Source organism: Nesterenkonia lutea (assembly GCF_014873955.1).
In the GTDB taxonomy this organism is placed as follows: Bacteria; Actinomycetota; Actinomycetes; order Actinomycetales; family Micrococcaceae; genus Nesterenkonia; species Nesterenkonia lutea.
Genome location: NZ_JADBED010000001.1, coordinates 2,374,985 through 2,388,826 on the forward strand (window position 1 = coordinate 2,374,985; position 13,842 = coordinate 2,388,826).

12 protein-coding genes are annotated in these 13,842 nt (G+C 66.8%); 4 read left to right on the forward strand and 8 right to left on the reverse strand.

Features of this window, described 5'->3' with window-relative positions; all coding sequences use genetic code 11:
- Positions 1-38 precede the first annotated feature (38 nt).
- On the reverse strand, positions 39-1,364 hold the full coding sequence (locus H4W27_RS10810) for an endonuclease/exonuclease/phosphatase family protein (protein ID WP_192595938.1): 1,326 nt from the start codon (positions 1,362-1,364) through the stop codon (positions 39-41).
- 428 nt (positions 1,365-1,792) lie between these two features.
- Between H4W27_RS10810 and H4W27_RS10815 the strand changes: the two genes are divergently transcribed.
- Positions 1,793-3,895 (forward strand): BCCT family transporter, encoded by a 2,103-nt coding sequence (locus H4W27_RS10815; protein WP_192595939.1) that lies wholly within the window; start codon positions 1,793-1,795, stop codon positions 3,893-3,895.
- Between the two features lie 103 nt (positions 3,896-3,998).
- Here H4W27_RS10815 and H4W27_RS10820 read toward each other — a convergent pair whose 3' ends face one another.
- Entirely contained in the window at positions 3,999-4,829 is an 831-nt protein-coding gene (locus H4W27_RS10820) for an aldo/keto reductase (RefSeq protein ID WP_192595940.1), read from the reverse strand.
- 245 nt (positions 4,830-5,074) lie between these two features.
- Between H4W27_RS10820 and H4W27_RS10825 the strand changes: the two genes are divergently transcribed.
- Positions 5,075-5,743, forward strand: coding sequence for a hypothetical protein (locus H4W27_RS10825; RefSeq protein ID WP_192595941.1), 669 nt, complete (start codon positions 5,075-5,077; stop codon positions 5,741-5,743).
- A 33-nt stretch (positions 5,744-5,776) separates the two neighbouring features.
- On the opposite strand, the gene H4W27_RS10830 is transcribed toward H4W27_RS10825, so the two are convergent.
- Genes H4W27_RS10830 through H4W27_RS10850 form a run of 5 tightly spaced genes read right to left on the reverse strand, consistent with a single transcriptional unit; the run spans position 5,777 to position 10,554 of the window.
- Complete coding sequence (locus tag H4W27_RS10830) at positions 5,777-6,655, reverse strand: LytR/AlgR family response regulator transcription factor (protein ID WP_192595942.1); 879 nt, start codon at positions 6,653-6,655, stop codon at positions 5,777-5,779.
- A 42-nt stretch (positions 6,656-6,697) separates the two neighbouring features.
- Positions 6,698-8,023, reverse strand: coding sequence for a histidine kinase (locus tag H4W27_RS10835; RefSeq protein WP_192595943.1), 1,326 nt, complete (start codon positions 8,021-8,023; stop codon positions 6,698-6,700).
- Entirely contained in the window at positions 8,013-9,704 is a 1,692-nt protein-coding gene (locus H4W27_RS10840) for a sodium/solute symporter (protein WP_192595944.1), read from the reverse strand. Before H4W27_RS10840 ends, H4W27_RS10835 begins: the two co-directional genes overlap by 11 nt.
- On the reverse strand, positions 9,701-10,087 hold the full coding sequence (locus H4W27_RS10845) for a hypothetical protein (RefSeq protein WP_225939091.1): 387 nt from the start codon (positions 10,085-10,087) through the stop codon (positions 9,701-9,703). The genes H4W27_RS10840 and H4W27_RS10845 overlap by 4 nt, the downstream gene beginning before the upstream one ends.
- Positions 10,072-10,554 (reverse strand): hypothetical protein, encoded by a 483-nt coding sequence (locus H4W27_RS10850; protein ID WP_192595945.1) that lies wholly within the window; start codon positions 10,552-10,554, stop codon positions 10,072-10,074. The genes H4W27_RS10845 and H4W27_RS10850 overlap by 16 nt, the downstream gene beginning before the upstream one ends.
- A 277-nt stretch (positions 10,555-10,831) precedes the next feature.
- Here H4W27_RS10850 and H4W27_RS10855 point away from each other — a divergent pair, with 277 nt between their 5' ends.
- On the forward strand, positions 10,832-11,158 hold the full coding sequence (locus tag H4W27_RS10855; RefSeq protein WP_192595946.1) for a DUF4212 domain-containing protein: 327 nt from the start codon (positions 10,832-10,834) through the stop codon (positions 11,156-11,158).
- Positions 11,155-12,831 (forward strand): sodium:solute symporter family protein, encoded by a 1,677-nt coding sequence (locus H4W27_RS10860; RefSeq protein WP_192595947.1) that lies wholly within the window; start codon positions 11,155-11,157, stop codon positions 12,829-12,831. Before H4W27_RS10855 ends, H4W27_RS10860 begins: the two co-directional genes overlap by 4 nt.
- Before the next feature lie 141 nt (positions 12,832-12,972).
- Here H4W27_RS10860 and H4W27_RS10865 read toward each other — a convergent pair whose 3' ends face one another.
- Positions 12,973-13,839: an NAD-dependent epimerase/dehydratase family protein gene (locus tag H4W27_RS10865; protein WP_192595948.1), complete on the reverse strand. Its 867-nt coding sequence runs from the start codon at positions 13,837-13,839 to the stop codon at positions 12,973-12,975.
- Positions 13,840-13,842 lie beyond the last annotated feature (3 nt).

Below are 13,842 nucleotides of genomic sequence, written 5' to 3' on the forward strand. Positions count from 1 at the left end.
TCAGTCTAGAGCTTCGACCGGCCTGCCGGGGAAGCGGTTCAGCTCCCGGCGATGTCGAGCCAGACCAGCCGACCAGCGGGGGCGGCCGGTTCATCCGGGTCCACGAGGTCATAGCCGAACTCCCCCTCCGCCGGCCAGAACACCCCGGTCTGTTCGACGTCCAGCGCGGCGGCCGGAAGCACATAGGAGGCGCGCACGGCCCCACCGCTGTCCAGGCCCTGGGTGGCCTGCAGGTCCGATGCCGGGTCGCGGCGCTCCGGGAGCGGCTCCTCGGTGATCGCCTGCGGCGCCGGGTCCTGCAGCGCATCGCCCTCCAGGAGTGTGGAGAGCTCCGGGACCTCCTCGGTGGAGAAGTCCAGCAGCTCCCGCTCCTCGGCGAGGCCGCCGGCGACTACGAAGGATGATCCGTGGTCGAGGCCGCCGTACGCGCCGTCGTCGTCGTAGAGGTACCAGGAAGAGTCCGAGACGAAGTCCGCCACCAGGCGGCGCTGGTCCTCGTTGCGGGCCGTGTCGAGTGCCCCGGACCCGGGTGAGCTGTTCAGGTCGGTGGCAACTACGTGGACATGCTTGTCTTGGTCTGGGACCTCGATCGGGATGTCCCACATGCTGGTGCTGGGGAGTCGGAGCACGGACTGCTCCAGCTCCGAGAACCGCCCCGCGGGCATCGCGTTCCCTGGCATGTCCTGCCAGAGGAACTCCTGGAAGGTGCGGATCTCGTCCTCGGCGATGGGGTGGGCGGAGAAGACCGCCATGCCCCGCTCACCGGCGTGACGTCCGTAGCCGATCGCGTCCTCGGGGCCACCGATGCGTCCATCGCCGTCCAGGTCCGCACCGGAATCGATCCCCGAATTGGTCGGCGCGGTGAAGGTGTAGGGGTACTGCATCCCGGTCTGGCCGTTCTGGCCGCGGGAGAGGTACTGCTGATTCAGCGTCTCGGTGATCTGCTGACTCTCGTCATAGCTGACTCCGGTGAGCACCAGCACGTCCGGGGCGTTGATCTGCACGGTCTCGGCGAGCATTCGCGCTGAGGGGTCCATGCCGCCCTGCAGGGCCTCGAGCAGCTCGGCCGAGGAATCGGCGCTCAGTCCCGCGTGCAGAGTGGCGACGCGGACATCACTCTCCTGCTTCGCCACCGTGGTCGAGGGCTGGTCATCACCAGCGGGAGCGGCGGGCTGCCCCGGCGTCGGGTAGCCGGAGGCCCGCTGCGGCGCGTCCACAGTGGAAGCGTTCGGGTTCGGGGCCTGAGCGGAGGCACTGGCCCCGGTGGTTCCGGCAAGCATCAGGCCGGTCACGAGACAGGTGCATAATCCGCTGCGCATCGCTCCCCCGGCCCGGAGCGCGGGTGAGTTCTGGCCATTGGGCATGGGTTACACCGTAACCGGGCACCCTGTCCCTGCCAACCCCAGGCGGGCACCTGTGGAAACAGTTATGAAGGCGTGACAGTCACCGCCGGGTCGACGCCTGGCCTGGGAGGCCGCGTGAGGGCCAGGTGCGCGAGAGTCTGAACGGCATCTCCCCCGGCGGACGGCGCTTGCATTATAAGCGCATGAAGTGTGTAAATAGTAGGAGAACGATCTTGGTGAGTCTGCTCAGTGACACGCAGTCACCACAGCACTTCTGACGACGACGCAGGACCTCTTCCGCCTGTCACGCCGGGCTCGGGACACACCCCGCCGGTGAGGCGACAGAGTCGGCGTCGTCTTTTGCGTGTCCGCGGGGAATCGACTGCGCAGAGCTGAATCACATTGCACTCAACCAAAGAGAACACTCTCACCTGACTGAGGAGGAACACATGGCTTCGCAACCCGAAGCTCGACTACGGGACTGGTCGCCGGCTGATGCCTGGCGCGGCCTGAACAAGCCCGTTTTCATTCCGGCGGTGCTCATCATCGTCATCGGCCTGATCTTCGCCACGTATTGGGGTGCTGCGAACGGCGCTGATGCATTTGAAACGCTGAACTCCACCATCGTGAACACCGTCGGCTGGTGGTACGTCCTGATCGCGACCGGCTTCGTGGTCTTCGCCATCTGGGCCGGTGCGTCCAAGGCGGGCAACATCCGCCTCGGCCGCGACGACGAGAAGCCTGAATTCTCGCTCGGCTCCTGGTTCACGATGCTCTTCGCCGCAGGCATGGGCATCGGACTCGTCTTCTGGGGCGTGGCCGAGCCGCTGTGGCACTTCATCGCTCCCCCGGAGGTCACCGGCGAGATGGGCATGGATGCCAACGGGGAGATGATCTCTGCTTCCGAGTCCGCGCTCTCAGGCACCGCCATGGGACAGTCGGTCTTCCACTGGGGCCTGCATGCCTGGGCCATCTACGTGGTGATCGGTCTCGGCCTGGCCTATATGACCTTCCGTCGCGGGCGCCCGCTCTCGATCCGTTGGCTGCTGGAGCCGATCTTCGGCCGCAAGCTCATCGAGTCCTGGGTGGGCCACGTCATCGACGTGGTCGCCATCGTGGGCACCGTGTTCGGCATCGTCACCTCGCTGGGCATCGGCACGCAGCAGATTGCGGCCGGCCTGGGCTTCATGGGCTGGATCGAAGACCCGGCGAACACCACGCTGCTGACACTGATCGTCGTCATCATCATGGCGATCGCCACCTTCTCGGTGATCTCCGGCGTGAACAAGGGCCTGAAATGGCTCTCGAACTTCAACATGGTGATTGCTGCGCTGCTGGCGCTGTTCGTGCTGATCGCAGGGCCCACGCTCTTCCTGCTCCAGTCCTTCGTGGGCAACCTGGGCGAATACCTCATGGCCTTCCCCCAGCTCATGTTCGAGACCGGCGCCAGCTATGCCGGCGGCGACGAGGGCGGATGGTCCGCTGACTGGACCATCTACTACTGGGGCTGGTGGATGAGCTGGGCGCCGTTCGTCGGCATGTTCATCGCACGGATCTCCCGCGGTCGCACCATCCGCCAGTTCGTCATAGGCGTGCTGCTGGCTCCGACTCTGGTCGGATTGATCTGGTTCACCATCTTCGGCTCCTCCGGCATCTGGTACCAGATGACTGAGGGCGTCATGGTCGGCGAGGACGGCAGCATCGACACCGTCGGCGCCACCTTCACGCTGCTGGAGCAGCTGCCGCTGGCCTCCATCACGGCCGTGGTCGCCATCCTCGTGATCGCCATCTTCTTCATCACCTCCGGCGACTCCGGGTCACTGGTCACCGATGTGCTCGCCTACGGCGGACGCACCGACACGCCGAAGCTGACACGGGTCTTCTGGACCGTGTTCATCGCCATCACCGCCATCGTGCTGCTGGCCGCCGGTGGCGGCGAGGCGGCGGACGCCTCCCTGCGCGTGCTGCAGGTGGCATCCATCGCCGCGGCGGCCCCGCTGTCCATCGTGATGGTGCTGGCCGTGATCGCACAGATCAGGATGTTCAACTACGAGACCAAGACCATGCCTCGCTACATCCGGATCCGTCCGACCGCGAGCAAGTCGGCTCTGGTGGACACTGCTCGCAGCGCCGCCGGCGGCGGGGACTCCACGCCTGGAGTCCACCGCAATCTGCGCACACTCCTGACCGGTCAGCGCACCGCGCTGAAGGGCTTCCTGGGCACCACCTCAGCGACGCTGTCCGGCCTGGACAAGCCGGAGTCGAAGGAGACTGGCGCAGCCGATCCCTTCTCCTCCGACGACATGGTGTTCGCGATCCAGGACGTGCCGTCGCATTCCACCACGGTCAACCCGGAGACGGGAACCCTGGGGTGGGACGAGGACGTCGCGTTCAGCGATCCGATCGCTGATCAGGTGTTCGAGACTCCCGAGTTCGCTGAATCGGCCACTGGTCAGCAGCTGGAATCCGAGCAGCTCTACGACGACGCCGTCAGCAACACAGGGGCGGGGACGACCCCTCCGGCTGCGCCCGATGAGGAGACGCCGCGCTAGAACCCTGGTCGAAAGACAGAGAGCGGGGCCCCAGTTCACCGTGAACTGGGGCCCCGCTCTCTGTCACTGAGTCAGCGCGAACATCACTGTGTCTGCGTGAACGTCAGGACGGGTTGAACTCTGCCGGGTTCGGGCCGGAGCGGCCGTCGCGCTCCAGCGAGTCGATCGCCGAGAGCTCGGCCTCGCTGAGCTCGAAGCCGAACACGTCGAAGTTCGACGCGATGCGCTCTGGAGTCACCGACTTCGGGAAGAGGATGCGTCCCCGCTGCAGGTGCCAGCGGATGACCGCCTGAGCCGGCGAGACGCCATGCGCCTGAGCGGCCGCCACGACGGGCTCGTCCTCGAAGACCGCGCCCTGGGCGAGCGGGCTCCAGGCCTGGGTCTTGATGCCGTGCTTCTCATCGGCCTCCTGGATGCTGCGCTGCTGCAGGGCCGGGTGGATCTCGACCTGATTGATCGCAGGCACGATGGTCCCGGCTTCCAGGACACGATCCAGGTGCTCCGGCAGGAAGTTGGACACGCCGATGCTGCGTGTCAGTCCCTCCGCCTGCAGCTCCTCCATGGCCTTCCACGCGTCGAGGTAAGCCTCATCGGCCGGTGATGGCCAGTGGATCAGGTACAGATCGACGTAGTCCAGGCCGAGCTTCTGCAGCGAGGTGCGCAGAGCCTCCTTCGTCCGGCCCGCCTTGAAGTCACCGACCCAGAGCTTCGTGGTGACGTAGAGCTCCTCGCGAGGAATGCCGGAGTTCGCGATCGCGCGTCCCACGCCCTCTTCATTTCCGTAGACGGCCGCGGTGTCGATGTGCCGGTAGCCGACCTTCAGTGCTTCGGCGACGACATCGGCGGCATCATCCGCCGGCACCTGCCAGACACCGAAGCCGAGCTGGGGAATCTCAGTCCCGTCGTTGAGCGCGATGGTGGGAACTGCAGTCATGTGAACCTCTCTCGTCCTGCGTGCATGGGCAGAGCATCAGTGCTCTCCTGAACTGCGAACCACTCCGTGCACAGGTTCATTCCACAGGATGAGCGGGCGGACCTGCCTGATGCCCTCCACGCATCACACGAGCCTGTCCTCACTGGTCAGCTGATGCTCACGGGCTTAGGCTGAGATCGCGGCCTGCTCCTGAGCAGCGCAGCGCACCATGTACGTCACGACACGCCCCACGCAGAGGATCTCCCATGATGGCAGAGGCCACGACATCACGACGCCGAGCAACTGGGCGCACCCTGCTGATCGTCTCAGCGCTGGGGACCGCGGGATTCGCCGGCTGGTCCATGGCGCAGCTGCAGCTCTCGACACCCGAGACATTCCTCGCGGAGGCATGGCACGCCTTCGGACTCGTGGTCTTCGCAGGCCTGTTCGCCCTGGTGGCCTGGCGTCCTCGGGCTTATCCAGGGCTGATGGAGCTGACCATCCTGCACAGCGCCGGGATGTTCACGCTGGCCTTCATCAACCAGGACGCGGAGGGATCCACCGCGAACATGGTCCTGCACGGCCTGCTGACCCTCGCCCTGCTGGTGGCGTATGTGGTGCTCGGCTGCGTCAAGGCCTGGGGACGCCAGTCGACCGGCGCACCGGCGGTCTCCTCCAGCGCGAGGACGGGCGGGACAGCGAAGGAGGCCCCGCGTGCCTCGTCAAGCAGCTCCAGCCCCACGAACAGCTCCGGGCCCGCGCAGGGCACGGCGGCCGATTCCACGAAGAAGCCGGCCCCCGGGGCCCAACCGCAGCGCGGCCTGGATCGCGGGACTTCGCCCGCGAACCGCGAATCCTCGCCGACGACTCAGCCGGGCACCCAGCCCACCAAGCCGATACCGCAGAGCCTCCCCGAGGATCGCCCGCGGGGCTGAGGTCCCGGGGACCCGAGAATCCGAGGCCGGGCCTCAGATGCCGAGCCGACGGCGCAGCTCCGGCGCGTGCCTCCGTGAGACCTCCACCCGGCTGCGCTGACGGTCGTTGAGCACCAGCACCAGAGTGCCGCGGAAATCTGGGACGAGCTCCCGGACATAGCGCAGATTGACCAGGTAGGAGCGGTGCACGCGGAAGAAGTGGCCCTGCAGCCTGCGTTCGAGCTCGTTGAGCGAGAAGGACACCAGCACGCGGTCATCGGCAAGCTTCAGTGACGCGTATCCGCGCGCCGCGACCGCGTAGACGATCGCATCACCCTCCACCAGGACAGTGCGACCATCCCGCTGGACCGGGATGCGCACGAGCTGGTTCTGCGCTTCCCTGACGCCGGCCTGCGCGAGAGCGGAGCGCGGGGCAGCCGTCGCCGAGGCGAGAGCACCTGGACCGTGGCCCGGCGCGTGATCTGGGGCGGAGCCCGTGATCTGGCCCGCACCCTCGCCCGGTGCTCCGGCCGAGGAGGGAGAGGCGGTGGCCTCCGCGCTGGAGAGCGCCCTCTCCACCGAACGCTGAAGCCGCTCTGCTGAGAAGGGCTTGACCAGGTAGTCAGCCGCGGCCAGATCGAATGCCTGCACCGCGTGGTCGGGGTAAGCCGTGGTGAAGATGACCTGGGGTCGGCGAGCACCCTCGACGCCCGCCGAGCCGCGCAGCCGCTCGGCCACCTCGAGCCCGGTGAGGCCCGGCATGCGGATGTCCAGGAAGACCAGGTCATAGGCCAGCGAGTTCAGCAGCAGCAGCGCCTCTTCGCCGTTGGTGGCCTCACCCACGACCTGGACTCCGCCGATCTCCTCCAGCAGAAACCGCAGTTCCTCGCGGGCGGGCGCCTCGTCGTCCACGATCAGTGCCCGGGGGTGCATTCGCCCAGTATAGGGTCAATGCCCAGCTTCCTGTGATCCGGATCACCGAAGCGGTATCGTCAGCTCCACCACAGTGCCGCCCGAGCGCGGCGTGGAGATCGACAGCTCATAGCGGTCGCCGAACAGCGAGCTGAGCCGTTCACTGATGTTCTGCAGTCCGACCCCGGCATGGCTGGGGTCCTCCTGGACGGCCTCGCGGCCGCGCAGCTCTCCGGTGCTGTCCGCCATCTCCGCCAACACCTCGGGAGCCATCCCGACGCCGTCGTCGCTGACCCTGATCGTGGTGGTGCGCGCCAACGGATCCACCCGGGCCCGCAGATGCACCGTGCCGCCCGCCGCCTTGCCGGCGATGCCGTGCTTGACCGCGTTCTCCACCAGCGGCTGGATCATCAGCACCGGCACTCTGGTGGTCAGCACCTGGGGGTCGATGTCATAGCGGACCTTGAGCCGGTCCCCGAAGCGCGCCTGCTCCAGGGAGACATAGGTCCGCACGAAGTAGTACTCCTGGGCGAACTCGGCGTAGTGCCCCTCCTGCCGCACGGCATAGCGGAAGAACTCGGAGAGTCGCAGCAGCAGCTCACGAGCCTCGTCGGGGCGGGTGCGCGCCTTCGAGGCGATGGTGTTGAGGATGTTGAACAGGAAGTGTGGGTTGATCTGGGCGCGCAGAGCGTTCAGCCTCGCATCGGTGGCGAGCTGCTTCTCCCGGTCCAGCTCCGCGAGCTCCAGGTGCAGGGAGAGCATCGACGCCATGTCCTCCACGAGCTGCCGCGGCGGGATCTCCGTCTCGGCCTGATAGACCCCCAGCGTTCCGATCACGCGGGCGCCGACGCGCAGCGGGACGATCACGGCGGAGATCAGCTCGCACCCGGGGACGCGGCAGCCCAGTCCGGCCCGGTCCCGGACCACCTGGGTCTTGCCCTTGGCGATGGTGCGGGGGGCGGCCGAGGTCTGCATCTGCGCACCCTCCCGATGATGGTCCGCCCCAGGTCCCACATAGGCGAGGATCTGCTCGCGGTCGGTGATCGAGACCGCGTCCCCGGAGAGCATCGGGCGCAGCAGCTCGCAGGTGCGCCGGGCGGCCTCCGGGGTGAGCCCGGCGCGGAGCGGCATGGAGCGCCCTGCCGCGGCGAGGTTCCGCACTCCGCGGCTCACCTCCACCTCGCGCGGGGAGACGGGACGCTGACGCCGCCTCCCGCTGGCGCCGCGCAGGGCCGAGGGGTAGCCCAGCACCGCGCCGACCGTCAGGGCGAGCCCCAGCCCGAGCGTGGGCAGCATGGGCAGGGCGGGATCGGCGAAGATCTGGGTGCCGAGATAGACCAGGACCCAGATGAGCGTGACCGCCGCCGCCAGCACCGCACTACCGCGCATCCATGCCTCCTCGGGTCAGTCGGGCCATGCGTTCGGCTCGGCGGTCAGCCGCCGTGCCGTGCATGCGCACCCAGTGGCTCTGGACTCCGGCGGGGGCCGTCGTGCGCAGCGAGACCAGCACCACCACCGCCACGGTGATCGGAGCCACCACCAGGGTCGGCGCGGCGAACAGCTCCCGAAGCCATACGACCTCGATGAATCCCGCGCTCAGGAACATGCTCACGGAGAGTCCCGCTCCGGTGAGCAGTCCGGCCAGGGAACCGGCCGCCGTCGTCCTGTGCCACCAGATGGCGAGCACCAGCACCGGGGTGAGCGCAGAGCCTGCGACGGCGAAGGCCCAGGTCACCATGGTGGCGACAAGGGAGGGCATCGCGGGGGCGAAGGCTTCGGGGCGCAGCGCGATGGCCAGCGCGGCCGCGAGCGCCGCACCGACCAGAGTGGTGATCCGACCGGCCCAGACCGCCTGACGCTGCGTGGCCCTGGGATTGATGTGGCGTTCATAGACGTCATGTCCCCAGGTGGCCGCCGAGGCGAGCAGCAGGCCCGCCACCGTGGACATCGCAGCGATCAGCGCCGCCGCGGCGATGAGACCCAGACCGGTCTGGTCACCATAGATGCGTCCCAGCACCGGCAGGGCATGTTCCGGAGTGTGCAGCACGCCGTTGACGGTCAGCTCTTCGAGCCAGGGCCGTCCCCGCACCGCGTCCGGGATGATGTCTCGAGCGGCGGTGCCGAGCATGATCGCCATCGCATAGAACGCCCCGATCAGGATCAGCACCCAGACCGTCGTGGTCCGTGCCGCCTTTCCGGTGGGCGAGGTGAAATACCGGTTCATCACGTGCGGCAGCCCGGCGGTGCCCAGACCCAGCGTCACCACCAGCGCCACCTGGCCCAGCGGCCCGTAGCGTGCGCCCGGCTCTCCGAAGCGCGCCGGCTCATCCGGGTGCATGTGATTGGTCTCCTCGGTCAGCACCCAGGTCTGTCCTCCAGCTCCCGCGCCTTCGAGCGAGGGATTCGCCAGCGGAGACCGGCTCAGGCTCTCCACTGCCTCCCCGTAGCGGAAGCCATCGGCGGTGACCACCGCCGCGAGCCAGACCAGTGCGGCGAAGAGCAGCAGAAACTGGACCGCCTGGTTCCAGGTGGTCCCGCGCATTCCGCCGAAGGCGACGACGACGGCGACCACTGCGGTCGAGAGCAGCACTCCGGTCGCGTAGGGGGAGAATCCCAGCAGACCCTGCCCGACCAGCAGCTCCCAGGTGATCCCGCCGCCCACTGACTGCGGGACGAGATAGCAGAGGATGACCAGCTGGACCACGCCCACCGAGGCCAGGCGCACCGGGTCCGAGTCCATCCGGCGTCCGAGGAAGTCTGCCAGCGAGAACTCCCCGAAGCGGCGCAGCGGGGCGGCGATCAGCAGCAGCACCGGCACGAATCCCGCGGCGAAGCCCACTGCGTACCAGGCTCCGTCGAGCCCAGAGACGTATACGGCGGCGGCCACCCCCAGGAAGGACGCTGCAGAGAGGTAGTCGCCGCAGATGGCCCAGGAGTTCGTCATCACTCCCACACGCTGTCCTGCGAGGTAGAAGTCCACCGTCGAGGGGCCGCGGGGACGGCTGATGAAGGAGACACCGAGCACGATCACCAGCACAGCGGCCAGAGTCACCACTGCGGTGGAGGTCATGGCGGGTTCTCCTCAGCCGAGACCTCTGGATCGTCGAGCTCCTGCTGACCACCCAGCATCCGGGACTCCACCGAGGCGCTCAGCCGAGCGGCGGCGATGCCGAGGATCGCGAAGACCAGATAGAGGCCGCCGGCCGCGGCCACGAAGCCGGGGCTGAGCTCCCCGAGGACACGCGCTCCGGTCCACCACTGCAGGGTCATGGTCAGCACGGGGAAGGCCGCCACGAGGATGAGGAACACGAAGAAGTAGGCCAGGGCGATCGCGCGCTGGGCGCGGAATGCCGCGTCCACCTCGGCGGGGGTGTCGCGCACCTCGCGGTCCGAGGATGCGCCGAGACCGGCCTGCGACACCGCGTGCTCGGGTCGGCTCAGGCGGGGATCCACGTTCGGTACATGGTCCAGGCAGACTTGATCAGCACGACGGCGCCGCCGCCTGCCAGCACGAGGCCCATGCCCGGCAGCAGTCCGCCCCAGGCGTCTGCCTGGACCGAGAACGCGATGATTTTCCATGCCTGGAGCAGCACGATCACGGCGACGATGAGCCCCGGGATCGCCGCGTGAGCGATGGCCAGCCTGCGCCGGGGGACGAATGCCCCGGCGAAGGAGAGAAAGCCGACGGCCAGCGTGATGACTCCCGGCCCGTCGGTGCCGCGCAGTGCGTAGGTCTCACCGGTGACCTGCTCCATGAAGGGCAGATAGACCCAGGGGAGGAACGCGGAGACGATCAGCATGAGTCCACCGAGGATCATCGCCTTGCTGCCGGGATGGAAGACGCCCCAGCCGGTGGCGCTGCCAGCCTTCAGCCGAGCACTGATGCCGCCGTAGATGCCTTTGTCCGCTGTCGTGGTCATGCCGTCATCCTAGATGTGATCAGCACCACAGACTAAGCGGGTGTCGGGGAAACTGATCAGCGGTGCTTTTTCGACGCTGAACGGCGGTTTCTGCCGATCGAGTGGTCGTTCTGGCCTGCTTCTCCGCTCAACGTGCGATTCACGCCGCTGGCAAACACAGATGCACCGTTGAGGGTCCTCGCACTTGTGATCTGAGCCACATTTTGACTGTCTTAGAGGACTCCCTGCGCATCCCGCGCGGGTGAATCGCCTCGCACTAGGAAGAAGGGAGCCTCCCATGTCCGATGTGGCACATGAGGGAACCTCAGGTGTACCGCCTGAGGCGGAGGACACCAGTTGGCGCCAGCGCTACTGGAAGAAGAACCTCCGGCTGATGATCGTTCTGCTGGCCATCTGGTTCACCGTCTCATTCGGCTTCGGCATCCTGCTGATCGAACCGCTCAACAACATCGTCATCATGGGCTTCCCGCTGGGCCTGTGGTTCGCCCAGCAGGGATCCATCTACGTCTTCGTGATCCTGATCCTGGTCTATGCGCTGTGGATGGACCGGATCGATGACGAGTTCGGCGTCGCCGAACGCAATGGAGAGGGTGGTTACAAGTGACTGAAACCCAGTTCTGGACCTTCTTCTTCATCATCCTGACCTTCGGCCTCTACATCATCATCGCGTGGCGCTCCCGCGTGAAGGAGACCAAAGAGTTCTACGTCGCCTCTCAGGGCGTCCCGACCCTCGCCAATGGTGCGGCCATCGCCGCGGACTGGATGAGTGCGGCGAGCTTCATCGGCATGGCGGGCCTGATCGCCTTCCTGGGCTCCGACGGCTCGGTCTATCTGATGGGCTGGACCGGCGGCTACGTTCTGCTTGCACTGCTGCTGGCCCCCTACCTTCGCAAATGGGGCAAGTTCACGGTGCCCGAGTTCGTCGGGGATCGCTATTCAGAGTCGGTGCGCATCGTCGCAGCGGTCTGCGCCATCGTCGTCTCCTTCACCTATGTGGTCGGACAGATGGCCGGCGGCGGCATCGTCTTCAGCCGTTTCCTGGGCCTGAGCATCGAGTGGGGCGTGGTGCTGGTCGCCGTCGTCATCTTCTTCTACGCCGTGCTCGGGGGCATGAAGGGCATCACCTACACTCAGGTCGCCCAGTACACCGTGCTGATCATCGCGTACCTGATCCCGGCCTTCGCCGTGGCGTACCAGACCACGGGCATTCCGGTCCCGCAGATCTCCTACGGACGGATCCTCGCCGAGCTGGACGCGCTGAGCACCGAGTTCGGGCTGAGTGAATTCACCGAGGCCTTCGCCGGCCGTGCCGGCGGACAGGTCGACGTGTTCCTGGTGACGCTCTCGCTGATGCTGGGCACGGCGGGTCTGCCGCATGTGATCATCCGCTTCTACACGACCAAGACGGTCCGCGGTGCTCGCTATTCGGCCTTCTGGGCGCTCTTCTTCATCTCGCTGCTCTACCTCACGGCTCCGGCTGTGGGCGCGTTCACCAAGCTGAACCTGCTCCAGGGCGTCCAGGGACAGGGTCCTGACACCCTGCCCAACTGGATCAACACCTGGGGTGCGACAGGGCTGGTGACCGTCAACGAGGACGCGGAGACGATTCAAACCGTGTCCAACCTGGCGACATCCGGCGCGGATCTGATCGTCAACAATGACATCCTGGTCCTCGCCTCACCGGAGATCGGAGGGCTTCCCGCTCCGATCGTCGGCCTGATGGCCGCCGGCGGCATGGCGGCAGCCATGTCCACCGCTGCAGGCCTGCTGCTCGTGATCTCCTCGGCCGCTTCCCATGACCTGTACTTCCGGGTCATCAAGAAGACCGGTGCTTCAGAGAAGGAGCAGATGCTGGTCGGACGCATCGCCATGGCGGTCGCGATCCTCGTGGCGATCTGGGCCGGCATCAACCCGCCGGCCTTCGTGGCTCAGGTGGTCGCATTCGCCTTCGGACTCGCGGCCTCGACGTTCTTCCCGATCCTGATCCTCGGGATCTTCTGGAAGAAGGCGAACGGGCCGGGTGCCACCGCAGGCATGCTCTCCGGTCTGGCGTTCACCGCGACGTACATGATCTACACGCTGGAGGTCTTCGGAACCGGCGCCAACGATCACATCCTGAACGTCTCCCCGGAGGGAATCGGCGCGATCGGTGCTGCGGTGAACTTCACCGTGACCATCATCGTCTCGAAGCTGACGAAGCCGCCGAGCCCACTGGTCCAGGAGATGGTCGAAGAGATCCGGTATCCGCAGACCCGAACGGCTGCTGTGCGGTCCTGAATCGAGACCGCACGGGTCAGAGAGGACCCCGGCGGGAGATGAACCACGAAGCGGCCCCCGCACCAGACCTGGTGCGGGGGCCGCTTCGTGGTTCATGTTCGTGGTTCATGCTGTGTCGCTGTGCCGCCTGCTCGCTGGGTGTCAGCCTTCTTCGGTCAGCGAGGATTCGGCATCTCGCCACGAGTGTCTGGGCTCATAGCCCAGCTCGCGGCGGGCCTTCTCGATGGAGAGCAGCGTGTCATTGACACCCAGGTCCGCAACGAGCGGAACGTCGGGATAGACCTCCGCGACCAGTTCAGCATTGGGACGGGACATCACGGTGTCGGCCGCAGCGATGATGTAGCGCTCGAATCCCGGACCCGCCACAGCAAGAGCACGTTCGATGGCCTGTGCCCCGTCGCGGGCGTCGATGTACCCCCAGAGGTTCCACCTGCGCTGCATCGCGTCCGCGTCGAAGTCGGGGAATGCCGCATAGTCCTCGGGGTTCATGACATTGGAGAACCGCAGGGCGGTGATGGAGAGCTCCGGGTTCCAGCGCACGAGCTCGACGGCCATCGTCTCCTCGAGGTGCTTGCCCAGGGAGTAGGTGGATTCTGGACGCGCCGGATACTCCTCATCGACAGGGATGTACGGCGGAGGGGTGTCGAAGGGCAGCCCGAGCACGGTCTCGCTGGAGGCTGCGACGATGCGTCTGATCCCGAGCCGTGACGCGGCCCAGAACACGTTGAAGCTGGCGGTGATGTTGTTGTGGAACGTCGCGGCGTCCGGCCGGATGCCCGGGGCGGGCACCGCTGCCAGGTGCACCACGGCGTCCACGCCCTCGTGCCGGTCCCCCACCGCGCCGAGGGCGTCGATGACCTGGCCATAATCGGTGAGGTCGACCTTGACGAAGCCCGGCGCACGCGCACCTTCGACGTCGAGGCCGATCACCTCGTGGCCTGCCGCGCGGAGCTCCCGCGCGACGACCGTGCCGAGCTTGCCTGTTGATCCTGTGACTGCGATTCTCATGCC

What these genes read in the sequence shown, in the direction of transcription:
- H4W27_RS10815 (WP_192595939.1), top strand. Translation starts at nt 1,793, where the DNA reads ATGGCTTCGCAACCCGAAGCTCGACTACGGGACTGGTCGCCGGCTGAT.
- H4W27_RS10830 (WP_192595942.1), bottom strand. Translation starts at nt 6,655, where the DNA reads ATGCACCCCCGGGCACTGATCGTGGACGACGAGGCGCCCGCCCGCGAG.
- H4W27_RS10850 (WP_192595945.1), bottom strand. Translation starts at nt 10,554, where the DNA reads ATGACCACGACAGCGGACAAAGGCATCTACGGCGGCATCAGTGCTCGG.
- H4W27_RS10820 (WP_192595940.1), bottom strand. Translation starts at nt 4,829, where the DNA reads ATGACTGCAGTTCCCACCATCGCGCTCAACGACGGGACTGAGATTCCC.
- H4W27_RS10840 (WP_192595944.1), bottom strand. Translation starts at nt 9,704, where the DNA reads ATGACCTCCACCGCAGTGGTGACTCTGGCCGCTGTGCTGGTGATCGTG.
- H4W27_RS10835 (WP_192595943.1), bottom strand. Translation starts at nt 8,023, where the DNA reads ATGCGCGGTAGTGCGGTGCTGGCGGCGGCGGTCACGCTCATCTGGGTC.
- H4W27_RS10855 (WP_192595946.1), top strand. Translation starts at nt 10,832, where the DNA reads ATGTCCGATGTGGCACATGAGGGAACCTCAGGTGTACCGCCTGAGGCG.
- H4W27_RS10825 (WP_192595941.1), top strand. Translation starts at nt 5,075, where the DNA reads ATGATGGCAGAGGCCACGACATCACGACGCCGAGCAACTGGGCGCACC.
- H4W27_RS10810 (WP_192595938.1), bottom strand. Translation starts at nt 1,364, where the DNA reads ATGCCCAATGGCCAGAACTCACCCGCGCTCCGGGCCGGGGGAGCGATG.
- H4W27_RS10865 (WP_192595948.1), bottom strand. Translation starts at nt 13,839, where the DNA reads ATGAGAATCGCAGTCACAGGATCAACAGGCAAGCTCGGCACGGTCGTC.